Source organism: Saccharospirillaceae bacterium (genome assembly GCA_022448365.1).
GTDB lineage: Bacteria > Pseudomonadota > Gammaproteobacteria > Pseudomonadales > Oceanobacteraceae > Bacterioplanoides.
Genome location: JAKVCS010000003.1, coordinates 1,211,428 through 1,238,031 on the forward strand (window position 1 = coordinate 1,211,428; position 26,604 = coordinate 1,238,031).

Consider the following 26,604-nt stretch of genomic DNA (forward strand, 5'->3'; position numbering starts at 1 on the left):
ACTAACGTCTCGTCACCATCACGAAACACCAGACTCTCCGGCATCGACTGATGCCCTCCCAGGCTGTTCTTCACGCAGAAATGACACGTTGCTTACAATCGGACAATGAAAACAACCATTAAAAACAAGAGTCGGATTCGCTATTATCGCTCAGTGACTTTCATTTGATGCCACCCGTTTGATCAACAACCGGAGAGGTGTACGGTTACGGCACAAGATTTCCTGAGTCTTCGCGGATTGCTGTTCAGCCACAGCAAATGTATTTTTTGACCGGTATTTCTATAAATACGTCTTGCTGAGTCGCGCCCTTACCGCCTTGCGATGTGTTTACAAAGCACACACCCTTTCGTATCATTCGTCACCCGAGGGCAGCAACAGCTGCCTTTTTGCGTTTTTAAGGATTCAAACCTATGCATGCCATCATGAACACCTACGGGCGTTTACCGGTGACTTTTACTTCTGGCCAGGGCAGCTGGCTGAATGGTGAAGATGGAAAGCAGTATCTGGATGCACTCAGCGGCATTGCTGTGTGTGGTCTGGGTCATGCTCATCCTGCAGTTACCAAAGCGCTGTGCGAACAAGCAGACAAGCTTATTCATACCTCCAACTTATACGGTATTGAACGTCAGCAAGCGCTGGCGGAAGCACTGCGACGCGTGTCTGGCATGGACAATGTGTTTTTCTCCAACTCGGGTGCTGAGGCCAACGAAGCGGCGATTAAAATCGCTCGTAAATACGGCCACGATAAAGGCATTCATGAAGCCAGAATCGTGGTCATGACTCAGTCGTTCCATGGCCGTACTCTGGCCACTTTGTCAGCCACCGGTAATGCCAAAGTACACGAAGGGTTTGGTCCACTGGTCAGCGGCTTTGTCCGAGTGCCTTATAACGATATCGCTGCGTTGGAGTCCGTGATCAAGGCCGATTCAAACATTGTTGCGGTATTAATGGAGCCGGTTCAGGGCGAAGGAGGTTTAGCGACCGCTTCCGCAGACTACCTGCATGCAGCGCGTGAATTGTGCGATCAACACGAGTTATTACTCATGCTGGATGAAATCCAGACCGGTAATGGCCGAACTGGCAGCTACTTCTGCTACCAACAGTTTGGCTTTATGCCGGACGTGTTGACCACCGCCAAAGGTTTGGGCAACGGCGTACCCATCGGCGCCTGTTTAGCAAATGGCAAAGCTTCGGAGGTATTACAACCCGGTAACCACGGTTCGACGTATGGTGGAAACCCACTGGCATGTGCCGCGGCATTTGCTGTGGTTGAAACCATCGAACAAGACAAGCTGAGTGAACACGCCGCTGAAATGGGCGAATATTTACGCGCTCAATTCACGGAAAAACTGCAAGGCACGGGTAAGTTAAAGGAAATCCGTGGTCGTGGTCTGATGATTGGTCTGGTAATGGATCAGGATTGTCCGCAGCTGATGGCTCAGGCCGTTACCGAACAACAGTTATTAATTAACGTCACGGCGGGCAATGTGATTCGTTTATTGCCGCCATTAAATCTGAATAAAGAAGAAGCCGATCAGATTGTTGAACGTGTCGTAGCTTTAGTTACGACACTCGGCTAAGAGAGAATTATTGTGAGACATTTTTTAACCCTGCTGGATCTCTCTCCGGAAGAATTAGACTGGGTAGTTAATCGCGCGATTGAGCTGAAAAAAATTCATCGCTCTGGCGAGATTCATGAGCCACTAAAAAATAAAGTACTGGGTATGATTTTCGAAAAATCATCGACCCGTACCCGTGTATCCTTTGAGGCTGGCATGGCACAACTGGGCGGCAGCGCGATTTTCTTATCGCCACGTGATACTCAGTTAGGTCGCGGCGAACCCATCGAGGACAGCGCACGCGTGTTATCCCGTATGGTCGATGTCATCATGATCCGTACCTTCGATCACGAAACCGTCGAACGTTTCGCCGCGTTTTCTCAGGTGCCGGTTATTAATGCCTTAACCGATGACTTCCACCCATGTCAGCTGCTGGCCGATGTACAGGCCTATGTTGAACACCGTGGCAGCATCAAAGGTAAAACCGTTGCCTGGATTGGTGATGGCAACAACATGTGCCATTCCTACATCAATGCCGCACGCCAGTTTGGCTTCACCTTAAACGTGGCTTGCCCGGAAGGCTTTGAACCGGCCGAGCACCTGGTGAAAGAAAACGCGGATCGTGTAAACGTACTGCGTGATCCAAAAGAAGCGGTTAAAAACGCCGATCTGGTGGTGACCGACGTTTGGGCTTCTATGGGTCAGGAAGACGAGCAGGATGATCGTCTGGCTAAGTTCCAGGATTATCAGGTTTCTCCTGCTCTGCTGGATCTGGCGAACGACGACGTTGTCTTTATGCACTGTTTACCAGCGCACCGTGGTGAAGAAGTCAGCGAAGATTTGCTGGACGACAAACGCTCTGTTGTTTGGGATGAAGCGGAAAACCGCTTACATGCTCAAAAAGCACTGCTGGAGTTTTTGCTTTGTCAGGAAGAAGAGTAGCAGGAAGAAGAATGCCTTCTTTCGCTGGACTAGCTGACACAAAAAACCGGGCTCTTTAGCCCGGTTTTTTATTTTCCAAAGATTATCAGAAAAACAACTTCTGCAGTTCGTCACCCGGCTCTTCAGCCCGCATAAAGGCTTCACCAACTAGGAACGCATTCACGTTATTATCACGCATCAGCTTCACATCGTCCGGAACCAGAATACCGCTTTCTGTCACTAACAGGCGGTCTGAGGGAACCTGATCCAATAAACCCAGTGTGGTATCCAACGTCAGCTCAAACGTGTGCAAGTTACGGTTATTGATACCCACCAGCGGTGTGGACAGCTTCAGCGCCGATTGCAGCTCTTCGCCATCGTGTACCTCTACCAGCACGTCCATTCCCAGCTCTTCTGCCAAGCCAGCCAGGTCCTGCAGCTGCATATCGCTTAATGCAGAAACGATCAGCAGAATACAATCAGCGTTCAATAAACGCGCTTCATAAACATGGTATGGGTCGATCAGGAAGTCTTTACGAATCACTGGTAATGAACATGCACTACGGGCAGCGATTAAATAATCTTCATGGCCTTTAAAGTAATCGCGATCGGTTAATACCGATAAACAAGCCGCGCCACCCTTTTCGTACGATTCAGCGATTTGCTCAGGAACAAAGTTCTCACGCAACACACCTTTGGAAGGTGACGCCTTTTTAATTTCAGAAATAACCGCTGGCAGGCCTGCATCTACTTTCGCTTTCATAGAGCGGTAGAAGCCACGTAGCTCAGACGGATCGCGATCAATCGCCTGCGCTTTAGTTTCAGCTAACGGTGCAGTTTTACTGCGCTCTGCAATTTCCTGTTCTTTAGTCGCCAGGATCTTTTTTAAGATGGTTGGTGTGTTCATTGTGCTCTGCTCTGTTGCGGCAGTTAATTTTTAAAGTGTTCCGAAACCTTTTGAGTCGACTCAGGTTTCTGTGGAGGGAAGCTATTTGAATATTTTCACAGCAGCCGCATGGATGCGGCGGTAGGATCGTGGTTCATGGACGAACTTTCGATCCTGCGACTGAAAATAATCAGATGGCTTCGCTCATTTCCGGTCTGGCAGGTTAATCAGCCCTGACCGTCTTCAGCAATATATTTCGAGAAGCTTGCCAGCTCTTTAATTTTTTCCAGCGCCATACCGCTATAAATCGCGTCTTCCGCCATATCAACGCCATCTTTAAAGCTTACCGACAAACCGGCAACATAAATTGCGGCACCAGCATTAATTGCCAGCATATCTGCGGCTTTTTTACCGGCATCGGAGTCTCGTTTACCTAAGGCATTTTTAATCAGGGCTAAACTTTCATCAGCGCTATCAATGCTTAATCCAGTTAAGTCCTGACGCTCAAGACCCACATCTTCCGGTTTAATTTCGAACTCGCGAATTTCACCATTTTTTAATTCGCAGGCGTACGTTTCAGTCGCCAGAGAAATTTCATCTAAACCATCTTTGGAGTGAACCACCATAATATGGCCCGCACCTAAACGCTGTAATACTTCAGCAACCGGACGCACCAACTCTTTGCTGAAAACACCAATCAGCTGATTTTTAACACCCGCCGGATTGGTCATAGGACCCAGCACGTTAAAGATGGTACGCAGGCCTAACGCTTTACGCGGGCCAATGGCGTGTTTCATCGCACTGTGGTGCTGAGGTGCAAACATAAAGCCCACACCCAACTGATGAATACATTCCGCAACCTGATCAGAATTTAACGCCAGATTTACACCCGCCGCTTCCAATAAATCAGCACTGCCGGAACTGGAAGAAACACCACGGTTACCGTGCTTCGCGACGTTGCCGCCAGCCGCCGCAACGATAAACGAAGACGCAGTCGAAACATTAAACAGGTTAGCGCCGTCGCCGCCAGTGCCTACAATGTCAACGGCGTTATCGACTTCAATGTTGACACCGCTGGCCAGTTCACGCATCACCGTAACCGCACCAACAATTTCGTCGATGGTTTCGCCCTTCATACGCAGTGCAACCAGAAACGCACCGATTTGAGCATCGTCACAGTCACCGGTCATAATCTGGCGCATCACGGCCGTCATTTCGTCAGTGGTTAAATCCTGCTGCTCAACCACACGGGCCAACGCTTGTTTAATATCCATGTTATTCCCCTGCGATCAGATTTTGGTTTTTAAGAAGTTCGCCAACAAATCATGGCCATGTTCTGTCAGAATGGATTCTGGATGGAACTGCACACCCTCAATAGCCAGTTCTTTATGACGTACTCCCATAATTTCTTCCATACTGCCATCTTCATTTTCGGTCCAGGCGGTAATTTCCAGACAATCCGGAATAGTATCTTTATCGATGACCAAAGAGTGATATCGGGTAGCGTTATAACCTGCCGTTAATCCGGCAAAAACACCCGAGTCCTTATGATGAATCGGTGAGGTTTTGCCGTGCATCACCCGGCCGGCACGAATAATATCGCCACCAAACGCCTGGCCAATACTCTGGTGACCTAAACAAATTCCAAGAATTGGTAATTTACCGGCAAAGTGTTTAATTGCCGCCATGGAAATACCCGCTTCATTCGGGGTGCATGGCCCTGGCGAAATCACTAAGTGTTTCGGGTTGAGTGCTTCAATTTCTTCGATGGTAATTTCATCGTTGCGGAACACTTTTACATCTGCGCCCAGCTCAGCAAAATACTGAACCACGTTGTAGGTAAAAGAGTCGTAGTTATCGATCATGACTAACATAGTGTGTACTCCTCTGCCTTATTCCTGATCCAGTCCGGCTTCCGCCATGGCAACCGCACGGAACATCGCACGACCTTTATTCATGGTTTCTTTCCATTCCAGACGCGGCACAGAGTCCGCTACCACACCGGCGCCCGCCTGAATATTCAGTACGCCGTCTTTGATTACAGCAGTACGGATCGCAATTGCCGTATCCATATTACCGTTCCAGCTTAAATAACCCACAGCGCCGCCATAAACACCGCGCTTGGTAGATTCAAATTCGTCGATGATTTCCATCGCCCGGATTTTGGGCGCGCCACTTAATGTGCCCGCCGGATGAACCGCACGTAACACGTCCATCGCAGTAATGCCGTCTTTTACTTTACCTTTTACGTTAGAAACGATGTGCATCACATGGCTGTAACGTTCCACCACCATCTGATCCGTCACCTCCACTTCACCGGTTTGTGCCACACGACCAACATCATTACGGCCTAAATCGATCAGCATTAAATGTTCAGCGATCTCTTTTGGATCACCTAATAATTCGGCTTCCAGCGCCTGGTCTTCTTCTTCGGTCTGGCCACGATAACGGGTGCCAGCAATCGGACGGACCGTCACTTCACCATCTTCTAATCGCGCCAGAATTTCCGGTGAGGAGCCAACCACGTGGAAATCACCTAAATTCAGGCAATACATATAAGGCGATGGATTTAAGGTACGCAGCGCGCGATAAATATTCACTGGGTCACCGGAATACGGTACCTGCATACGCTGGGAAATCACACACTGCATAATGTCGCCGGATAGCACGTATTCTTTGATGTTATCCACGGCATCCATAAATTCCTGCTCGCCAAACATCGAGCGGAAATCACTTTCGGCGATTGCTTTAGGCGCTGCCAGCGGCTGACCAATGTCACCCTGATAAGGTTTGCGAATTTGCTGGCGCAGTTGTTCGATGCGCTGCTCAGCAGCTTCTAACGCATTTTCAACCGCTGGGTTAGCCATCACAATTAAATGCAGCTTACCGCTGAGGTTATCGAAAACCACCACTTCTTCCGACACCATCAATAGAATATCTGGCGTCTGCAGATCGTCTTTTGGGCAAGTGGCTTTCAATTTGGGTTCGATGTAACGAATCGTGTCGTAACCAAAATAACCGACTAAACCACCATCAAATTTTGGCAGGCCATCCAGTGTCGGCACATGAAACTGCTGCTGAAATTCACTGATGTATTCAAGAGGGTCTTCGACATCAAACTGTTCGACAATGTCGCCGTCTTTTTCGATCTGAATCTGCTGACCATAAACCTTTAAAATTTCACGGCATGGCAAACCGATGATGGAGTAACGCCCCCATTTCTCGCCACCCTGAACCGACTCAAGCAAATAGGTGTAAGGCTGAGCAGCCAGCTTTAAGAAGGTCGTTAACGGCGTATCAAGATCAGCCAGTACCTGGCGTGCAACCGGTATGCGATTATAGCCCTGTTCAACCAGGGTCTGGAATTGTTGCGGTGTCATATAAAACCTTTGGAGACTCGTTGGTTAACACTGTGGCAGCCAGTTTTCAGGCACAAATCCACATCACAGAAAAATTACTGCGTTAACACCATCGCTGGGTCAGATGCTGACCCTGCTGTAACGGGCGGTTATATTGGAAAAACACCGCGCTCTCCGATAATCAGGGGAAATGTGATTGGGTAGCCGAACTATACCAGATAAGGCACAGCCGACAAGCATAAGCAGGAATGGAACACTTTATTCGCGCCAATCCAGGCAAGGCCAGTGTTTTTCAAGAGCGATCAAACGCAATTCCTCATTCGGGTTAAGCACAACAGGCTGTGCAACTGCTTCCAGCAAGGGCACATCAGAATGACTATCGGTGTAAAAAGCGGCATCAGCAAAGGTCAGGTTACGCTCCAGTAAAAACTGCCGCGCCAGCGCCACTTTACCATCGCCATAACACATAGGTTGCTGCAAGCCGCTGATCTCGCCATTTTCTTCAACCAAGCGATTACTGATAACGTGAGGGATACCCAACTCTTTTGCGTAAGCCTCAGCCACCACATTGTCAGAGCCGGTAATCATGACCAACTCTGTTCCCTGTCGCTGGTACGCGAACAGTAATGATGCAGCCTGGGGATAAATATGAAGATTGCCGCGCTCGAAAAAAAAGTCATCAACCCTCTGGCGGTATTCAGCCAGGGTCATACCACGCGTGCGTGTGCGGTAGTAATTAGAGAGGCGTGCATGGGTCACCGTGCCTTTCTTATAAGCCCGATATAACGAAGCGAGAGCCTGAAGCGCTTCGACCATAGCCCAGCGCTCATGTTTGAAGCGCCACTTAATCCAAAGACTGTTAGCATCCTTGTTGATCAAAGAATCGTCGAGATCGAAAAACACAACAGGAAGATCAAAAACCTGCATAGTAATGCTCGTTATTGGTCAGTGCGCTAGCCTATCACAACGGCTCACTGACCCCCAGCGCAGCCAGGCGCCAATGGGTAATGGTGGCAGTCGATATGGCGTCAGGATTTGCCAGCGCCAATTGCTGCAACCCCTGCCAAAGGGCAGTTACATGGGTGTCCAGACCGAATAATTTCAGCGATGCCAACATCCGGCTAAGGCGCCTATGGTTGTGATTATCCGGAGTCATCCAATGTAACTCCTGCACGTTCTTTGGCGCCAGCAACTCAAAGCCCTGTGGCGTTTCCCGCAGAACCACACCATAAAACTGCAACATACGCAGCAATACACGGTGAACCGTGATTTGAAGCTCATCATCGCGACGGAATTCCACTGCAACTTCCTTCGTGACAACCGGCGCTTCCGGGTTATAAGGACTGGGATTGCGCAAGGGAAATAACCACTGGATATAGTCATGGCAACTCTCCAACTCGCTGTCTGAGAACGCCAGAATACCACTGAGCGTCCTGCCACGGTGGTCGGTTCCGGTACTTTTGTAGAAAGCAATGAGTGAATGCATAACGCGCTCATCTGGTGGTTAACTGAACCAGTATAGCCCTAAAATGACGCAAAGACGGTTACCAAAGTCTCAATCAAAAGGAAGTTACTTTCCGTTATAAATAGTTGACCTAAGACATGGTCAGAGTAATCTGAATAATCCATTCTTAGTAAGCAACTAACAAAAGGAGCGACTATGAAAGGTTTGGAAATCAGCTTCCGCGACATCGATCATTCTGACAGCATTGAACAAACCATTCGGGAGAAGGCTGGCAAGCTGACCTCAACATACGACGGGATAACCGGGGTAAGAGCGGTTGTCGCTATGCCCCATAATCACAGCAACAAAGGTAAATTGGCTCACGTCTCGCTGGAAATCGGTTTACCGGGAGAGACCGTTGCGATTACGAATGACAATCACGACAACACGGATCATGAAGACATGTACTTAGCCGTGCGCGATGCATTCGATAAAGCGTCACGTAAAATCCGTAAAATTCACGACAAGCGCGTCGACAAAAATCGCCGGGCTAGCATCGTCTGATATCATCACACTAATAGAAAAGGCTCCTCCAGGAGCCTTTTGATGTTGTTAAGCTTATCGCGCTACTCAAAAACGACCTTTTAACATCACCTGCAGCAGCCCAGGGCGAACCAGATCGGCGTATAACCGCCCCATGTCCTGCGGTGAAATCGGAAAGTCTTCTTTAATCCAGCGTACAACCACCATAAAAGATGCCCCGGTTAAAAAGTCGACGACATAATTCACCTGACTACGATCTTTAATAAGCGCTGCGTGGGCGTTGATATACCCCTCCATAACACGACCAACATACAGTTTGAATTCGGCCAGCATCAGAGCCTCAACATCCGCTTCCACCAATAATTTGGCAAAACGTGCGTTATCCGACCATTGCCGAAACATGATTTCGGCAATCTGAGGATCGACATTCGGTGACGCCCTCAGAGATGGCTCAACTTCCGCATAAAACTGCAGAAACATCCGTTCAATATAGCCACGGAGCAAATCATCTTTTGAATGGTAATGCAGGTAAAAGGTGGGTCTCGCCACTCCGGAATGCTGGCACACATTCGCGACTGAGATTTTTCCATAAGGCTGTTCAGCCATCAGCTCCAGCAGAGAATCCATTAATAAACGCCGGGTGCGCTCGACCCGCTTATCAACGTCTTTAGGCATAACTTTGATTTTCTTATAAATGTTAGACAACAGTCTATTACAAGCATATGACGGATGTCAGCCCCAGCGAATTGTCGTTTTGACCAACGACATCATATTCCAATGTGCAAAACCTGCAATCCAACATGACGGACATAAAAAAACCACCCGAAGGTGGTTTTTTTAGCATTCAGAAACCGCTGATCAGGCCGTTTCGAACATCTCTTCGCCAAGCTCAAACAATGGCTCTGCGCCGCCTTTCACGGCAGCAGTGAGACCAATGTAACGCGGCAATAAGCGCTTCACGAAGAAGCGTGCAGTGCCCAGTTTCGCTTTGTAGAAAGCTTCGTCAGCGTTGTTCAGTGCCACAGATGCCATCTTAGCCCACATGAAGGCGAACGCGGTGTAGCCAAATACCTGCAGGTATTCAACCGAAGCCGCACCAACTTCATTCGGGTTATTTTGCGCACTGTCGATCACCCACTGAGTCAGATCATTCAGGTTTTCAAGCGCCGCTTTTAATGGCTCGATGAACTCAACCATCGCTTCATTATCCACTTGAGTCGCAATGAACTCATTGATGTCCTGCTCGAACAGCTTATAGAAGGCGCCATTGTTACCAACCACTTTACGACCCATCAGATCAAGTGCCTGGATGCCGTTGGTACCTTCATAAATCTGGGTGATACGGATATCACGAACGTATTGTTCCTGACCCCACTCACGGATAAAGCCATGACCACCAAACACCTGCTGACCGGCCACGGCAGATTCCAGCGCGTTATCAGTCAGGAAGGCTTTTGCAACCGGCGTCAGCAGTGCCAGCATTGCATCCGCATGCTTACGGTCGTCTTCGTTATCGGTGAACTTAGCGATGTCCAGCCACTTAGCGACGTAAGTGGAGAATGCACGACCACCTTCGGTAAAGGCACGTGAAGTCATCAGCATACGACGAACATCAGGGTGTACGATAATCGGATCAGCGGCTTTATCTTTCGCCTGAGCACCGGTTGGCGCACGAGACTGGATGCGATCACGAGCGTATTCAACGGCATTCTGGTAAGACGCTTCCGCTGCACCAATACCCTGAACGCCAACACCCAGGCGCTCGTAGTTCATCATAGTGAACATTGCTGCCAGGCCTTTATTTTCGTCGCCAACTAACCAGCCCTTCGCGCCATCGAAGTTCATCACACAAGTGGCTGAGCCTTTGATGCCCATTTTGTGTTCGATTGACCCACAGCCCATGGTGTTGCTCTCGCCCAGAGAACCGTCTTCGTTAACCAGGATCTTAGGCACCAGGAACAGGGAAATACCTTTCGGCCCTGCCGGTGCATCTGGCAGCTTAGCTAACACCAGGTGAATAATGTTCTCGGCCATATCATGCTCACCCCAGGTGATGAAGATCTTGGTACCGGTTACATCGTAAGAGCCATCAGCATTTGGCGTCGCTTTGGTACGGATAATACCCAGGTCAGTACCTGCGTGTGGCTCAGTCAGATCCATGGCGCCTGACCAAACACCGGAATACATATTTGGCAGATACTTTTCTTTAAGTTCCTGGGAGCCGTGAGCATTCAGCGACAAACATGCACCCGCGGTCAGCATTGGAGCCAGGCCGAACGACATGTTGGCGCCCTGTACCATTTCTTCCATCTGACCCACCAGAGTTTTAGGCATGCCCATGCCACCAAACTCAGGATTACCGCCCAGGCCGTTAAGACCGGCTTCAATGTATGTCTGATACGCTTCTTTAAAGCCCGGAGCCGCAGTCACTTCACCGTCTTTCCAGGTAGAGCCTTGCTCATCACCCTCACGGTTCAGTGGCGCCAGAACCTGGCTGGCAATCTTGCCACACTCTTCCAGGATGGCCTCGGCGGTCTCAACATCAACAACGCCTTCCAAACCAGCTAACGAACTCCACAGTTTGTCTGCTTCAAAAACTTCATTCAGGACAAAGCGCATGTCGCGCAATGGTGCCTTATATTCTGCCATGATTCACCTCGTGTATATTTTTTGTTCTGTCATTGGCTCCAGCGACAGACCAACAAACAAAACGCCGCTATTGTAACGGCTGAAATTAAATTGCCTATACCAGAACGCAAAAAACCGCGTCAACACTGTCGTGAAGCGCGGTTTTTTGTGTCAGATCAGATTAGAACGCAAAGTGTTCTTCATGCAGATCCATCAGACTGTCTGCACCAGCCAGCATCGTCGCCGCATGCGACTTAGTACGTGGCAGGATGCGAGAGTAATAGAAACGTGCAGTGGTCAACTTGGCGTTGTAGAAATCTTCTTCAGTAGTACCACTGGCAAGCGCATCTTGTGCAGCTTTTGCCATCTTAGCCCACAGGTACGCCAACGTTGCGTAACCTGAGTACATCAGGTAGTCCACCGATGCAGAACCGACTTCATCACGGTTCTTCATAGCGTTCATACCCACTTTCATGGTCAGATCGCCCCACTCTTTGTTCAGCTCTGCCAAAGGAGCAATGAAAGGTGCCATCGCTTCGTTCTCAGCATTTTCTTTGCAGAAAGTGTGAACAATCTTGGTGAAGTTCTTCAGGCTCTGCCCCTGGGTCATCAGTACCTTACGACCCAACAGGTCGAGTGCCTGAATACCGGTAGTGCCTTCATAAATGGTAGAAATCTTAGCGTCACGCACCAGCTGTTCCATACCCCACTCAGCGATGAAACCGTGACCACCAAATACCTGAACGCCCAGGTTAGTCGCTTCGCAGCCAACTTCGGTCAGGAACGCTTTCGCGATTGGAGTCAGAAAGCCCAGCAATTCGTCTGCAGCCTTCTTCTCTTCGTCCGAGTTGCCTTTGTGAACGATGTCATTTTGCAGGGCAGCCAGATAAACCAGCGCACGACCACCTTCAGCAAACGCTTTCTGGGTCAGCAACATCTTACGAACGTCAGGGTGAACAATGATTGGGTCAGCAGCTTTCTCTGGTGCTTTCGCGCCAGTCAGAGAGCGCATTGCCAGACGGTCTTTTGCGTATGCCAGAGCACCCTGGAAAGAACCTTCTGCAGCCGTAACACCCTGAAGCGCCGTACCGATACGTGCTGTGTTCATAAAGGTGAACATGCAGTTCAGGCCTTTGTTCTCAGGACCAATCAGATAACCTTTTGCGCCGTCGAAGTTCATCACACACGTTGAGTTACCATGGATACCCATTTTGTGTTCGATTGAGCCACAAACCACTGCGTTACGATCGCCAACAGTGCCATCTTCGTTTGCGTTGAACTTAGGTACGATGAACAGGGAAATACCCTTGGTACCTTCTGGAGCGCCAGGCAGACGAGCCAGAACAATGTGTACAATGTTCTCTGCCATGTCGTGCTCACCGGCAGAGATAAAGATTTTAGTACCAGAGATAGAGTAAGAACCATCAGCATTGGCTTCTGCTTTGGTCTTCAGAATACCCAAATCAGAACCACAGTGTGGTTCGGTCAGGCACATAGTACCGGTCCACTCACCGCTTACCAGTTTGGTCAGGTAAGTGTCTTTCTGCTCCTGAGTACCCCAGGAAGAAATTGTGTTCATTGCGCCGTGCGACAGACCTGGGTACATACCCCAAGACCAGTTAGCAGTACCAATCATCTCAGAGATAACGGTGCTCAGAGATTCTGGCAGGCCCTGGCCGCCCACTTCTTCGTCGTGAGCCAGAGTTGGCCAACCACCTTCAACGTACTGTGCATACGCTTCTTTAAACCCGGTTGGGGTGGTTACAGAACCATCTTCATGACGAGTACAACCTTCCTCATCACCAACACGGTTCAGCGGGGCCAATACGTTTTCACAGAATTTTGCACCTTCGCCTACGATGGCGTCGATCATTTCCGGCGTAGCGTTCTCAGCAAAGGCTGGCAGGCTGGCGTAATGGCCTGGCATATCCAACACTTCGTCCATAACGAACTTAATTTCACGTACGGGAGCTTTATACTCTGGCATAGCGACTGACCTCTTTGCCTTATTATGTTCGGGCAGCATCACGGCTGCTGTTTATTAGTGCGGCGGTCTGTAGCAACCACCTTTTTCAAACAAGTGTTTGAAACATACGTTCGCCTACCAATATTGTCAAGCCTGAGCAGCATAGCAAGCACTGGCTTTTTTCTGCGAATTCGGATGAAATCGGTTGCGGATTAGAGTGTCTGATGGGTCAGGAATGTCAATCAGTGATATTTCGCTCAAGGCGCTGAGATTGGAATGCTGTGCCGTGGTGTGACGTGCAAAAATCCGGGGTGTATATCACACCACATCATCGATGAGATCACCGGCATTGGCCGCCGGTGGTGTAGAAATTTCCAGCAAGAATTCGTTTATTCGACGTAACCGCTGATTCTGTTCGGAGAATACATCGGCCGCAGTTTGGCTGTCTTTGCGCTTTTCGGCAGCCTCTGCTTTTTCTTTCTTCTCTTTCTCTTCGGCCGCTCTCTCTTCAGCGCTCAGTGACTGGGCACCCTTATCACTCTCTGTTTCTGCGACGTTGCGACGTTCACTTAAAATCTCCGAACGCGCCTCCGCTGCCTGCTGAGCTGCTAAAGCAGCAACCTGTCGGTCTTGCGTGGAAGGTTCTGCCGGTGCAAGGGCTGCCCGCTGTACACGCTGCATTTTCTCCAGAGTCGCTTGTGGATCGCCCGCGACTTTACTCGCATCGATGGAAACCTCACCACCGACGGCATATCGAACACCGTCAGGACCTTTCTCGTAAGTATAAGATGGGCTACCGGCTAATTCGCCACCAACCGCTGCATGTGCAGCTTCGTGCGCTTTCACTTCTGCATCACGCGCCTTTAACTCACGGATAACCGCCAAATCAGCCTGTTGCTGACGTTGCTCTGCTTTGTCCTGAGCTTCTTTGCGCTCCGCAGAGACATCCCGTTGCACCCCTGATCGCTCCTCCTCGCTGGAATCAATGGCCTGAACCTCTCCGCCATTTTCACCATCACGACGGTCTGAATCAGCATCATCAGCCTTCTTCTCCACCACTTGTACGGATTGGATCGGCTGCTCACTGGCACGGCGCCCAGCTTCACTGATGGATACCGCATCAATCGGTGCAAACGCAACTGAGTCTGCGTTCTCCGCTTCATCAACCGCCAACACACCAACGCCCCCGGCAATATTTGCAGGTGCCGCGGGCGCCGTAATCTGGTTCGAATTCACTGAAATCTGCATGCGGAGTTACTCAGTACAGTTGTCATTCATGACAAACTCAGGCCTCGATATCAATAATAGAGCCTAAGGTTTTATCAGCCGCCTGAACAACTTTGGCGTTAGCTTCGACGGAGCGTTCCGCCTGTTTTAAATCTGTAGTGGCCTCGGCAAGCTTGCCGCTTCCCTCAACAGGGCGGGTAGTCGTCGCATCAACAACCTCTTGGGCCGCCCGCTTAACCTGATCTGTGCTCTGATTGATACCAGCAGTTGCGGTGGTAAATGCCGATCCTGCGGTAGAACCAATATTCATACATACCTCCAGTTTTAAACTGACGACAATGTTTAACGATTGTTTATATTTTAAGCAGCCAAAACAACAGAAGCCAGCTTATAGCTGGCTTCTGTTAGATCTAATTATTATATGATTAAAGTTCTTCGAAAACGGTCGCCTAGCTGGCTGTTGCATCGTAGAACTGTACATTAGGATCGTCTTTGGCCGCCACTTTTAAAAGTTCTTCCAGCTCTTTTGGTTGCTTCGTCACTTTGTGATCAGAATTAATCCCCAGCTTGCGGAACAAATCCTGGTCTTTGTTAGCGGCAGGATTCGGCGTCGTCAGCAGGCATTCACCATAGAAAATTGAGTTCGCACCGGCGAAAAAGCACATTGACTGCATTTCTTCGGTCATCTCCTCACGACCCGCACTGAGACGAACATGAGATTTTGGCATCATAATTCTGGCTGCAGCGATGGTCCGCACAAAATCCAGAGGGTCCAGATCACCCTCTGCTTCCAAAGGAGTACCAGCGACTTTCACCAGTTGGTTGATCGGTACTGAATCCGGATGTTTCGGCATATTTGCCAATTGAACCAACAACCCAGCTCGGTCTTTCACCTGCTCGCCCATACCGAGAATGCCACCCGAGCATACTTTCATACCGGCATCACGAACATTCTGCAAAGTTTCTAAACGATCGGAATAAGTTCGGGTCGTGATGATATCGCCGTAGTATTCCGGGGATGTGTCGAGGTTATGGTTGTAATAGTCAAGACCAGCATCAGCTAAGCGCTGTGACTTATCTTCGTCCAGCATGCCTAATGTCATGCAGGTTTCCATTCCCAGATCTTTTACACCCTTCACCATCGCGAGCACGTAAGGCATATCCTTTTCTCGCGGCGAGCGCCAGGCTGCCCCCATACAAAAGCGATCCGATCCAGCCGCCTGCGCTGCTTTGGCTTTCTCGATAACAGCCTCAACTTCCATCAGGCGTTCTTTTTCTAACTTGGTGTCGTAACGTGCGCTCTGTGGGCAATAGGCGCAGTCTTCAGGGCAAGCACCGGTTTTGATAGATAGCAGAGTACTAACCTGAACCTGATTAGGATCGAAGTGTTGACGATGAACACTATGAGCCATGAACAATAAATCATTCATCGGCTTACTCATCAGTGCCTCAACCTCAGCCACTGTCCAGTCATGACGTGTGCCGGTATTTAATTCAGCCACCTGACCCATAGTTAATCCTCTGCCATCACTACTATATTATTTGCGTAATTGTACATATTAAGTTTTCACAGGGAGTGGTCAACTTTGTATCGTGTAAGAGAGAACATCCGCTCATTTTTTAGACAGATATTAGATGATCACAGCCAGTGCGAGCTGTGTTTGGACGCCGTGGATTGTACGCCGTTTCTCTGCAAGCGTTGTTACAACAGTTTGAATACACCAGAGCCCGCTTGCAGCCAGTGTTCTGAGCCTATAGCGTCCGTACTGGGCTCACAAAGCCAGCTGCGATGTGGCCGTTGCCAGAAATTACCGCCTGCATTTGATTACAGCCATTGCCACTTTCTATACCAACCGCCGATCTCAAACTGGTTACATCAGCTCAAAGATCAGCGGCAATTTATCTGGTGTAACAAATTCGCATTACTCATGCTTAAACAACCACCGAAGACACTCGCAGCAGCAGATGGCTTGGTGTTTATTCCTTCATCTTTCGGACGAACAATGGTGCGAGGCTTCAACGCTGCAGAATTGCTCGCCCATCATCTGAGTCGCGCCACTGATATTCCCATCATAAACGACGCGTTATTCAAGCAGCCTGCTGAGGATCAGAGAACATTAAATCGCTCTCAACGAAAAAAAAACCTCCGGCATAGTTTACGAGCTGGTAATCGGGATTTAGCAGGACAGCACCTGATCATCATTGATGATGTGATGACGACCGGTGCGACTATGGACGTTGCCGCCCGCTGCCTGAAATCTCAAGGTGCAGCAATTGTCGGGGGCTGGGCATTGGCGCGCACGCCACCACCAGAGTACCGCTCAGTGAGTTAGGGAAATCAGTGTCTTTGCGGCATACTTGCGCCCAGTTTAATGACACTGGTGAAAATGTATGACCAACCACCCTTATAGCGATTTGACACCAGAAACAGTGATGGATGCTATAGAAACTCTGGGTTACGTCTGTGATGCCAGGATTTTCCCCCTGAACAGTTATGAAAATCGTGTTTACCAGGTTGGTATTGAAGAAGGGCAACCTCTGATTGCTAAATTCTATCGCCCAGATCGGTGGAGCAAAGAATGCATCCAGGAAGAACATAATTTTCTGCTGGAGCTACAACAACAAGAATTACCAGTCATCGCACCAATGGTTGTCAACGGCAAATCACTGTTCCACTACTCGGGCTTTTATTTTGCGATCTTCAAACGCCAAGGGGGACATGCGCCCGAACTCAGCAGTGAAGATGATCTGGAATTACTGGGTCGCTGGTTAGGCCAACTGCATAATCTGGGTTCACGCCGCCATTTTGTTCATCGCCCAACTGTTCTGGGTGCCGATGACCTGATCTTAGCGGCAGAGCAGGTTGTATCTTCAGATTTAATGCCGCCGGATTATCATGCAGCGTACACAACCCTGATGGCTGACCTGACCGAGGAAATGCAACAGCGTTACCAGCCAAATCGCTTCGAATCACTGAGGCTACACGGTGATTTGCATACGGGAAATTTGTTATTGCGTAATGAAGAACTTTACATGGTCGATTTCGACGACTGCCTGCAAGGCCCGGCAATGCAGGATATATGGATGTTGCTCAGTGGCGAGCGACATGAGCAACAGCAGCAATTAATACCAATTGCAGAAGGCTACGAAATGTTTCGCCGGTTTCCATCCCAGGAACTGGCACTCATTGAAGCATTAAGAACATTGCGTATCGCCCGTTATGCTGCCTGGCTGTGTGAGCGCTGGCAGGATCCTGCTTTCCCGCAGGCTTTCCCCTGGTTAGAGGGCCATCAATTCTGGTCTCAACATATTCTATCGCTGCGTGAACAGCTTGCTGCATTACGCGAACCCGCGATCGAACTTATTCGGTTTAATTAAGGAACAATCATGAAAAAGATCCTCGCTATTGGCGCACTACTCGCCAGTTTCAACACAACGGCTAACGACGAGAAAATACAGATTCAACTCGACAAGCTATATGTCGGTGGTGGTGTATCGCAAAACGTCATCGACTCCCCTTTTGGTGGCTCAAACCTTGATGCGAGCGGTTTTTCGCTCTTCGCCGGTTACACACTAAACGATGACATTGAGCAGGTTGATACCAGTGTTGAACTGGGTTATAGCCAGACAGGAGACTTTGTCGGCAATAATGACATCAGCGGAATATGGTTAAGTGCAGTCGCTCAGAAACACTTACCGGAAATTGATAATCGCCTTTCAGCACTGGCACGGGCCGGGGTCGATTTTGGCGATGACGATGGTATGTTTATGGGGTTTGGTGCTGCGTTTCAACTCATCCCACAACTTGATATTCGTGCTGAGTTCATCAATAAAGATGCATCAACAGTTTACCAGCTCGCGGCAATATATAAGTTCTGATAGTACAGCTAAAAATGCCCTCACTTGCTGACAAGCTGAGGATACATTTACCCGTATTTGCCCAATCTGAACACGACCAAACGCTTTTCTGAAGGCAAAAAAAACGGATGCACAAGCATCCGTTTTTTTTGTTTGCGTTTTCCCGGAGTCGTTTAACGACGACCTGAACGACGCAATGCTGCTGGCGTGTAGTCTTTCTGAGTACGCTCGAAGCCGAATTCATAAGAACCGCTTTCTTCATTATCCAGACCCAGAACCAAATAGCGTCCAGAGTTCAGATCGTACAGCGTTTCGACCGCGTACCAAGGTACGAGTGTATCGTAGAACATCATGTTATGAGCTTCTGCGACACGCCAAAGCTGACCACGACCATCGTAGTGATCAATTTCAGTTGCCTGCCAAGTGTCTTCATCAATGTAGAACACACGCTTACCGTAGATGTGACGCTTGCCTTCCTTCAGGGTCGCTTCAACTTTCCAAACACGGTGCAACTCGTAACGAGTCAGATCCTGATTGATATGGCCGGCTTTAACGATGTCATCGTATTTAACATCACCACTGTTCAACTCGTAAGAGTTGTATGGAATGTACATCTCTTGCTTGCCGACGAGCTTCCAGTCGTAGCGATCTGGTGCGCCATTGAACATATCAAAGTTATCTGAAGTACGCAGACCATCAGAGGCGGTACCCGGGCCGTCATATGCAACCTGCGGTGCACGACGTACACGACGCTGACCGGCATTATATACCCAAGCTTTACGAGGCTCTTTCACCTGGTCCAGTGTTTCGTGAACCAGCAGAACATTACCCGCAAGACGCGCAGGCGATACAACGTTCTGTTTAAAGTAGAACAATACGTTGTTATCCGTGCTCGGATCGAAATCTTTCAACTTATTTCTGAAAGTAAATTCGTCCTTAAAGCGCACCAGTGTGTAATCACCGTTTGCCTGAGGAGTCGCCTGGCCGACAACACGGGAAACCGAACCGCCGCGATAACGAACGATGTGGTTCCAGATAGCTTCCAGACCGTTAGCCGGGATTGGGAACGGAGTACCCTCGACATAATTTTCCAGGCCATTACCACCCTGAACCAATTTAGTATCGGTCGCGTTTTTCTTGGTTGCATCGTAGATGAACTGAGGATAAGCCGCAGAACGATGCGTTTTAAATACCGGCATACGATACGTTTCCGGGTATTTCTCAAACAACGCCTTTTGGCCGTCAGATAACTTATCAGCGTATTGTTTGTAGTTAGCCGCAGTAATGACAAACTCAGGCTTATCACCAGCAAATGGATTAACGTGCTTCTGGCCAACTGTGTACCCAGCTGGCGGCTTAGTGATACCGCCGCTCCAGGCAGGAATATCGCCACCGTTACCACCCATCTCAGCACCGTTAGGGGTCAGAGAAGAGCCAATCTTTGCCGCCTCGGACGGGGCAACAGCAGCATTCACTGCAGATACCATAAGAGACAACGCTAACGCACTGCCCCAGGTTTTATATTGTTTTTTCAACATGGTTGTTAAACCTCAAATATTCCTGATCTTCTCTTATTAGAATGAGTACTTAGCCGACAGGCTAATGTTGTCTCGATCTTTAATCTGGTTGTAATCACCACCACTGAAGTTGGTGTAATTAATATCAACAGATGTTCTGTTGCGATAAACGAATCCAAGGCCTAAACCGGCGGTCAGACGATCATCAACAAATTGTGTACCTGGCTCAGGGCCGTTACCTTGGTCGTATGCCAACGAGAAAGTAGGCGTAACGTTCACACCAGCAAACGCATTATTGAAGTCCAAAGCAGCACGCAGACGAATACCGCCTGAAAGCTCGGTCGTGTAACCGTCGTCAGTACAATAGTCAGTATTCGCGTTCTTAGAGCTGTTACCTGTTGTACCGTCCGGTAAAAAGGTTTCTTTACACGAGTCGTAACTCGCTGGAACGCCGCTGAAGACACCAGCATTATCACCGATACCATAAGCACCAGAACGACCATAACGTGCATCATCAGTGCTTGGCAGATCAGCAACATAAGTAACGCCCACTTCACCCACAAGCGCCATACGGTCGGCTCCCAGGATGCGATCGAAGAACTTGATGAACGTCATCTGAGCCTGCCAGATATCGAACTCATCGTAACCTTCAGCCAACTCGCCATACAAAGAACGACGGGCGTCTGCATCGCCACCTACTTCCTCAGAGCGCTGCTGATAGAGCCTGCTCCAAGGTGCACCGTTACCGGCCAGGATCAGCTCAAACGCGTTCCACTGCACTGGTGCGTCTGGCTTATAACTGATTTCACCAGAGATTGACGCTCCACCTTCTGTACTCGTCGCAAAAGAGACACCGGCGATCTGAATATCTTCAGGGTATGCGATCTGATACAGAGGTCTGTAGGTATTGTAAGTAGCGTCTGCGTTAACGGGACTACTGCTTCCTCCACCTAACACGCCGTCAATTACACCCAGACGATCTTGGTTTGTCACCACACCGTTAATGTAAGGAACACGGCTGTGGATATTCATGTAATAGAAACCAAACTCAGTATCGCCAAGCGCTTCTGAATACCAGCGCAGTGCCATACCGTACTGCCCGGAATCTTTGGCTTCATCATCGTCAAGCCTCTCCGTGACCGGAGCTACACGATCGGGTAAAGCGATGCCTTGTGCAATCTCAGCATCACGAAACGCGATGATTTCATCCTGGGTTGAATCGCCGCCGAGGATGACCGGGCCACAGCCATCGGCAACAAAATCGACGGTTGAAAAGAAGGTACCACATGGATCAGTTCGGGTTTTCTCCCACTCCAGTTGGTAGAAAGCCTCAACGGTAACGTCAGCGGTCAAACCAATCGAGGTATACACCATGTTAACGGGTAACAGACCCTCTTTGATTTCTGCACCAGGCTTACGGAATGCGGATGCATCAACCGGGTTGATGCTGTTAATACCACCCTGAATGAAGGTAGATTCACCCCAACTCACAACCTGGCGACCCAGACGTAAACTCACTGGAACATCGCCGAAGTAGTGATCCATCCATACAAATGCATCTAACAACTCTGCGCCTTTACCCGCAGCGTCTTTTGTTGCGTCATTAAATGGTGCAACCTCTGGGTCATCATCCATGATCGCAGCATCGTAATAGGCACGAGCCCGGAAGAATCCGCCAAAATCACCGTAGGTAATTTCGAGGTCTGAGTTCCACTTGACGACATTCGTGTAAATGTCACCTTTATCATAATTGAGCGTGCCATCGTCATAGTTATACGACGAACCAGATGACGCTCCCCCGATGTATGGGCTGTTTGACGTCATGATCTGACCTTTGTCACGATCCTCCATACGCCAACCCACGCCGTAACTGATGGTGTTATCCCATTGAGCAGAAGCGCCACCGAAGTTAAATTCTGCCGCTACAACCCCTGCAGAGGCGGCTGAAATTGCTAATGCTAACGCAAGTTTACGCTTCATCAGACGGCTCTCTGTTTTTATATTCATAATCTGACTCCAAAATATTCTTATCTTCTCAGAATTTTTTTGCCCGCAATCCAATGCGGGCCCACATCATTAATCTTCGGTTTTCAGCTTGGAAGTGTCTCCAACGGTCAAACCTTCGCCATCTGATGCAAAGAAAGTCGCTGCCTGAGTAATGATCTCTGCGAACACGGTTGGTGCATCCGCTGAGGAAACGGTACCGTGTGTACCCTGGTTGAACTTACTAACCAGGAATTGCTTGGTATCCCCATCCGCGACACTTCCCGTTACTGTAGTCAAACCCATCAGACTGATAAGCGGGTCAGTACCTGCAAGATAGGACTTGCCTGTCTCAACACCATTCAATGGAGGATTAGCATTGTTTGGTACAACAGTGTCTGCTGGGTAAACACCTGCGGCGATCAACATGTCAGATAAACCAGTATCAGGGATAGCATCTTCCGAGTTGGTATTTTGGTCACCCGCAGCAACTGAGCCTCCGCCAACCATCTCAAGTATCAGAGTTGGAGTGGAAGTGGACTTAAGTAAGGCCGTAAAATTAACAGGGTCTACCGAATCCAGTGGAGCCTGAAATACGCTGAAAAACGACTCAAGAGCAGGGTTGCCTTGCGTCAGACCAGAAGCAGCCAAGCCTGGCAGAATCTGCGCCGAAAAGTTTGGAGAGTTTTCAAGAAGTTTCGGCAGCTGACCACCAGGATTAGCGAAAATAGCCGCCTTAATTGGATTAAGTTCCTTAGCTAAAATCTGAGTGTTACCGGCTACAGCATTATTAACTGCAACGTAGGTCATTCCGACAATTGCGCCAAGCGAGTGTCCAACAAAATAGATGTTACTGTCGTCCAGGTCACCGTTGCCATCGCCATCAACATCGATATTTTCAATGCTCGCGTTAAGGTTCAGGAGATCCATCACAGACTGACGCAAGTGGTCCCTGGTTTGCTGCATATTTAACAGATTAATGAAGAAAGCGCCGGAATTCCCCGCTTCGCTGCCTGGAGTGAAATTCATCGAAATGACTTGCTGAGTTGCATCAAGCGCCAGGTTCTCGTGACGTTCGGTTAGACCAGCATATGGATTATCATCCCCAGCACTCTGCGCAACCGAAGCTAACGTTGTAGCAAACGGCGTGGTGCTTGCATCAACAGCATAACCGGCCACATTGAAAGGATTGAACAGAGAATAGCGAGCAGCTGCACCATTTCGATCGCTTGAAGAAGCATCCGCTCCATGCGTTGGATGATCAATCGCTACCGTTGCGTAACAGCCCGCGGTTGGCGCTGCCATCTGATTCGCAAAGCCAATCGAACTGGTTCGGTCAGTCGTAATCCCGTGATGGAAAATGATGGTTTTCCATCCATCAGCGGGTTTGACGCAAGCGGCATCCGTCGGGTAGGTCACCAGCACAGGAATTTGTGCGTCTTCGACGTACTGTGCAAATGGGAAGCGATAGGTCACGTTCAGTGACTGATCAGCATCTTTCGGAGGCGTCGTGCCCAATTCGTTACCCAGCGCGGTATCAATCACGCCACCGACAGAAGTGGAACCCGTCCAGAATGAACTCGCATTGCTCGATTTCTTGGCCATGAACTGAGGTACAGACAACATTCCCTGCATGGACATTGTGCTGACTGGCAGTTTTAAAGATGTGTTAGGAATTGCAACAACAAGCTCATTTTCATCAGCAAAGTCACCGTCAGCATTCGCATCCACACCTATCGGCATGAAATTGCGAGCTGCCGGACGTTTGGCTGCATCCTTCAACAAATCTCCAGCACCGTTTGCTGCAGTAGCAACGAGCGTTGCGTTATCTGTTGAATCATTATATTGACCAAGGGCCTGTGCAACGGCGTCTTTATTCTGGCTGGTCCAGGTCGCAGGGTCTGCCGGAATGGTATTATCTGAGTTAGCAGTATTCCAATTATCAATAGCTGCCTGTGTACCAGCACCAGGAGCGCCACCAGCAGCAATGTTTTCGGCAGCAGCCTTAGCTGCACCCCCAGCAATGATCGATTTAGCAAGGGTATTTGAGATAAGGGTTTTATAAACCGTATTCAGTCGGATGGTCACACGATCCGCATCTTTGGAAGGGTCCAGGTTGGTCCATCCTTCCGTTGAAGCGTTGGCTGCATTGATCGCTACCGCAGCGCCTGCAACCAGACCGTCTACGGCTTCATCGCTCAGTAGCGACTCCATCCCGGCCGTATTAGCCAACAGTCCAAAAATATAATTCTCAGGGGCCGCCATGGACAGCAGAATATCTTCCTTCGCTTCAGTGGTGAAGGCGTAAGATAGGACAAAGTCGCTTTGTGTAACTGCGCCGCCCGTTGCTGTTGATACGTAACCTGATGCCAGTTGCTCCCAACCCTGAATAGCACCTCGTACTGGCGCCAGAGAAGCTGAAGGGAGAGTTTCAGAGCCACGCAGCAGCTCGTATTCAGCAGATGCTTGAACAGGATTCCCAGCTGCATCTTTGATGCTGTCAGTCAGTACAACCAAGTACTTGGTTTTGGATGCCAGAGGTTTTAGCGGCGAAATACGAATTGTAGGAGTTGCTCCATTATTCAACTCTACATAGTCAACTGCGTAATCAACACCAGGAGCAGGCTGAGTAGCAGCAAAAGGACTACCGCCATTATTACCGGCCGCATTGACGCTGCTTTGAACGTCAAGAGGGTCGACTGTTGAATCATTGGCGTTATTCAACAACCGTATCAAAAACACTGACCCGCTTCCGATGCTGTCTTTATCAAGAGCAGAGTTGAAGGCGATGTCAATAGTAGCGGTGGAAGAGAATCCTGCCAGATCACTGATCATTGTTGTCACTGGCGGCGAGGTATCGGATACCTCTGCAGTGCCATCAGTTGCTGACGCGCTGGCAAATAACAGATCGATATTAACCGGCAGATCGCTGTTGCCGGCAGAAAAAATCGGTGTCACAACCGACGGAGATGTCCCCGCTTTACCTGCCACGACTGGGTTTGAGTCGACTTTATTATCTTCGACACTACTGATTTGACAGCCTGCCATGCCCGCGGCGGATGCTGCAATTGCAAGGCTGAGAAGCGTTTTCTTCACCATATTGCTACCTGTTCTGTGTTTTTTATGGTTATTGGTGCACCTATCGGAGCCGACCTGCCCCAAAGATATGCACTGACTATAATGTTGCCCTCTGACACCCTCATCACTCGAAAGTATGATTCAGTAGTAGAGGTCAGGTCATTTTGTATCTGTACGTAACACCACTTTAGCCAAAGATGCCAGCGCCGCCAGCCTTGCTGGTACCTTTTTCCCAGACACAAGCGACCATCCGCCAATAATTGTTCACTTTATATACAGATCATTACAACAAAAGAAAAACAGGACATATTACGCCACCAGCACAACCTTCAAACGAGCGTTTTATTTTTGTTATGACTGTGAATTCAGCAGACCTTGATCTAATATGTCGCCACTTTCAAAGGTCATATCTCTGGGGAAATCCATGTCTAAACAAGATTCTGTCGTTATCGTTGGCGGCGCACGTACACCAATGGGCGGCTTTATGGGCAGCCTGAGCTCTGTTCCAGCGGTTGATTTGGGCGCAGTTGCCATTGAAGAAGCGATTAATCGCGCAGGTATCGACAAAGCTGACGTTGAAGATGTGACCATGGGCTGTGTATTGCCAGCCGGTATGAAACAAGGTCCGGCTCGTCAGGCGATGCGAAAAGCAGGTCTGCCGGATGCAACCGGTGCGACGACCATTAACAAACTCTGTGGCTCTGGTATGAAGGCTACTATGTTTGCTCACGATGCCATTAAAGCAGGCAGTGTTGACATCGCCGTTGCCGGTGGAATGGAATCTATGTCAAATGCTCCCTATGTCCTCGAAGGTGCACGAGCAGGCTACCGTATGGGCGCAGGTTCGGCTCCGCAGGATCATATGTTCCTGGACGGTCTGCAAGACGCAGAGACCGGCAAGCTGATGGGTGCTTTCGCCCAGGAAGTTGCCGATAAAAAAGGTTACACTCGCGAGCAAATGGACGAATACGCGATCCGCTCTCTGACCCGCGCTAAGAAGGCAATCGAAGAAGGTCTGAACAACGCAGAAATCGTCCCGGTAACCGTTAAAACCCGCAAAGGTGAAACAGTCGTCGATAACGATGAGCAACCGTTCAATGCCAACATTGATAAGATCCCGACACTGCGTCCGGCTTTTGCCAAAGACGGTACAGTAACTGCGGCCAATGCTTCTTCCATTTCAGATGGCGCCTCGGCGCTGGTTTTGATGCGCGAAAGCACAGCCGAGGAAAAAGGCGCTAAGCCAATCGCTCGTATTGTTGCGCACAGTACTAATTCTCAACATCCGTCCGAGTTCACCATTGCTCCTGTTGGCGCCATTGAAAAGGTTCTGAACAAAGCGGGTTGGTCTAAAGACGATGTTGATGTTTTTGAAATCAACGAAGCATTCGCCATGGTTGCGATGATGCCAATCATCGATCTGGGCCTGGATGCTGAGAAAGTGAACATTTATGGCGGCGCTTGTGCCCAGGGCCACCCGGTTGGTTCAACCGGTTCCCGTCTGATCGTAACTCTGATGAATGCCTTGAAAAATACCGGCGGCTCAAAAGGCGTCGCGGCTCTGTGTATCGGTGGCGGAGAGGCAACTGCGGTTGCAATTGAAATGCTGTAAGTAGTACTCAGTCGAAGTAAATA

At 49.3% G+C, this 26,604-nt stretch carries 22 protein-coding genes; 7 read left to right on the forward strand and 15 right to left on the reverse strand.

Annotation, left to right across the window (positions count from 1 at the left end; translation table 11 throughout):
* Positions 1-410: 410 nt before the first annotated feature.
* Both MK185_09165 and argF read left to right on the forward strand, forming a co-directional pair.
* On the forward strand, positions 411-1,580 hold the full coding sequence (locus MK185_09165; protein ID MCH2040790.1) for an aspartate aminotransferase family protein: 1,170 nt from the start codon (positions 411-413) through the stop codon (positions 1,578-1,580).
* A 6-nt stretch (positions 1,581-1,586) separates the two neighbouring features.
* Positions 1,587-2,501 (forward strand): ornithine carbamoyltransferase, encoded by a 915-nt coding sequence (gene argF / locus MK185_09170; protein ID MCH2040791.1) that lies wholly within the window; start codon positions 1,587-1,589, stop codon positions 2,499-2,501.
* An 85-nt stretch (positions 2,502-2,586) separates the two neighbouring features.
* Here argF and trpC read toward each other — a convergent pair whose 3' ends face one another.
* From trpC to MK185_09200, 6 genes are all read right to left on the reverse strand, one after another.
* On the reverse strand, positions 2,587-3,387 hold the full coding sequence (gene trpC / locus MK185_09175) for an indole-3-glycerol phosphate synthase TrpC (GenBank protein MCH2040792.1): 801 nt from the start codon (positions 3,385-3,387) through the stop codon (positions 2,587-2,589).
* Between the two features lie 206 nt (positions 3,388-3,593).
* Positions 3,594-4,640, reverse strand: coding sequence for an anthranilate phosphoribosyltransferase (trpD, locus tag MK185_09180; GenBank protein ID MCH2040793.1), 1,047 nt, complete (start codon positions 4,638-4,640; stop codon positions 3,594-3,596).
* A gap of 15 nt (positions 4,641-4,655) precedes the next feature.
* On the reverse strand, positions 4,656-5,240 hold the full coding sequence (locus MK185_09185) for an aminodeoxychorismate/anthranilate synthase component II (GenBank protein MCH2040794.1): 585 nt from the start codon (positions 5,238-5,240) through the stop codon (positions 4,656-4,658).
* Positions 5,241-5,258: 18 nt separating this feature from the next.
* Complete coding sequence (gene trpE / locus MK185_09190; GenBank protein MCH2040795.1) at positions 5,259-6,746, reverse strand: anthranilate synthase component I; 1,488 nt, start codon at positions 6,744-6,746, stop codon at positions 5,259-5,261.
* Positions 6,747-6,983: 237 nt separating this feature from the next.
* Positions 6,984-7,652 (reverse strand): HAD-IB family hydrolase, encoded by a 669-nt coding sequence (locus tag MK185_09195; protein MCH2040796.1) that lies wholly within the window; start codon positions 7,650-7,652, stop codon positions 6,984-6,986.
* A 34-nt stretch (positions 7,653-7,686) separates the two neighbouring features.
* A complete protein-coding gene (locus MK185_09200) occupies positions 7,687-8,211 on the reverse strand; it encodes an opioid growth factor receptor-related protein (protein MCH2040797.1) in 525 nt (174 codons plus the stop codon).
* A 174-nt stretch (positions 8,212-8,385) separates the two neighbouring features.
* Between MK185_09200 and MK185_09205 the strand changes: the two genes are divergently transcribed.
* A complete protein-coding gene (locus MK185_09205; GenBank protein ID MCH2040798.1) occupies positions 8,386-8,733 on the forward strand; it encodes an HPF/RaiA family ribosome-associated protein in 348 nt (115 codons plus the stop codon).
* Between the two features lie 66 nt (positions 8,734-8,799).
* Here MK185_09205 and MK185_09210 read toward each other — a convergent pair whose 3' ends face one another.
* The 6 genes from MK185_09210 to bioB all read right to left on the reverse strand — a co-directional run bounded on the left by MK185_09210 (position 8,800) and on the right by bioB (position 16,044).
* A complete protein-coding gene (locus tag MK185_09210) occupies positions 8,800-9,387 on the reverse strand; it encodes a TetR/AcrR family transcriptional regulator (protein ID MCH2040799.1) in 588 nt (195 codons plus the stop codon).
* Between the two features lie 183 nt (positions 9,388-9,570).
* The gene (locus tag MK185_09215) at positions 9,571-11,361 is read right to left on the reverse strand and encodes an acyl-CoA dehydrogenase (GenBank protein MCH2040800.1); all 1,791 of its coding nucleotides are present in this window, start codon (positions 11,359-11,361) and stop codon (positions 9,571-9,573) included.
* Positions 11,362-11,521: 160 nt separating this feature from the next.
* Positions 11,522-13,327, reverse strand: a complete 1,806-nt coding sequence (locus MK185_09220; GenBank protein ID MCH2040801.1) for an acyl-CoA dehydrogenase — start codon at positions 13,325-13,327, stop codon at positions 11,522-11,524.
* A 297-nt stretch (positions 13,328-13,624) separates the two neighbouring features.
* On the reverse strand, positions 13,625-14,542 hold the full coding sequence (locus tag MK185_09225) for a hypothetical protein (protein ID MCH2040802.1): 918 nt from the start codon (positions 14,540-14,542) through the stop codon (positions 13,625-13,627).
* Between the two features lie 49 nt (positions 14,543-14,591).
* Positions 14,592-14,843, reverse strand: coding sequence for a hypothetical protein (locus MK185_09230; protein MCH2040803.1), 252 nt, complete (start codon positions 14,841-14,843; stop codon positions 14,592-14,594).
* Between the two features lie 139 nt (positions 14,844-14,982).
* The gene (bioB, locus tag MK185_09235; protein ID MCH2040804.1) at positions 14,983-16,044 is read right to left on the reverse strand and encodes a biotin synthase BioB; all 1,062 of its coding nucleotides are present in this window, start codon (positions 16,042-16,044) and stop codon (positions 14,983-14,985) included.
* A 417-nt stretch (positions 16,045-16,461) separates the two neighbouring features.
* Here bioB and MK185_09240 point away from each other — a divergent pair, with 417 nt between their 5' ends.
* Genes MK185_09240 through MK185_09250 form a run of 3 tightly spaced genes read left to right on the forward strand, consistent with a single transcriptional unit; the run spans position 16,462 to position 18,412 of the window.
* Entirely contained in the window at positions 16,462-16,866 is a 405-nt protein-coding gene (locus MK185_09240; GenBank protein MCH2040805.1) for a ComF family protein, read from the forward strand.
* 58 nt (positions 16,867-16,924) lie between these two features.
* Positions 16,925-17,911, forward strand: a complete 987-nt coding sequence (locus MK185_09245) for a serine/threonine protein kinase (GenBank protein ID MCH2040806.1) — start codon at positions 16,925-16,927, stop codon at positions 17,909-17,911.
* A 9-nt stretch (positions 17,912-17,920) separates the two neighbouring features.
* Entirely contained in the window at positions 17,921-18,412 is a 492-nt protein-coding gene (locus tag MK185_09250; GenBank protein MCH2040807.1) for an outer membrane beta-barrel protein, read from the forward strand.
* A gap of 152 nt (positions 18,413-18,564) precedes the next feature.
* Here MK185_09250 and MK185_09255 read toward each other — a convergent pair whose 3' ends face one another.
* The 3 genes from MK185_09255 to MK185_09265 form a co-directional block, all read right to left on the reverse strand.
* Positions 18,565-19,929 (reverse strand): DUF1329 domain-containing protein, encoded by a 1,365-nt coding sequence (locus tag MK185_09255; protein MCH2040808.1) that lies wholly within the window; start codon positions 19,927-19,929, stop codon positions 18,565-18,567.
* A gap of 36 nt (positions 19,930-19,965) precedes the next feature.
* Positions 19,966-21,915 carry a DUF1302 domain-containing protein gene (locus MK185_09260; GenBank protein ID MCH2040809.1) on the reverse strand — a complete coding sequence of 650 codons (1,950 nt, stop codon included), beginning with the start codon at positions 21,913-21,915 and terminating at the stop codon, positions 19,966-19,968.
* Between the two features lie 69 nt (positions 21,916-21,984).
* Entirely contained in the window at positions 21,985-24,990 is a 3,006-nt protein-coding gene (locus MK185_09265; GenBank protein MCH2040810.1) for an Ig-like domain-containing protein, read from the reverse strand.
* A gap of 403 nt (positions 24,991-25,393) precedes the next feature.
* On the opposite strand from MK185_09265, the gene MK185_09270 reads away from it, so the two are divergent.
* A complete protein-coding gene (locus MK185_09270) occupies positions 25,394-26,581 on the forward strand; it encodes a thiolase family protein (protein ID MCH2040811.1) in 1,188 nt (395 codons plus the stop codon).
* Positions 26,582-26,604 lie beyond the last annotated feature (23 nt).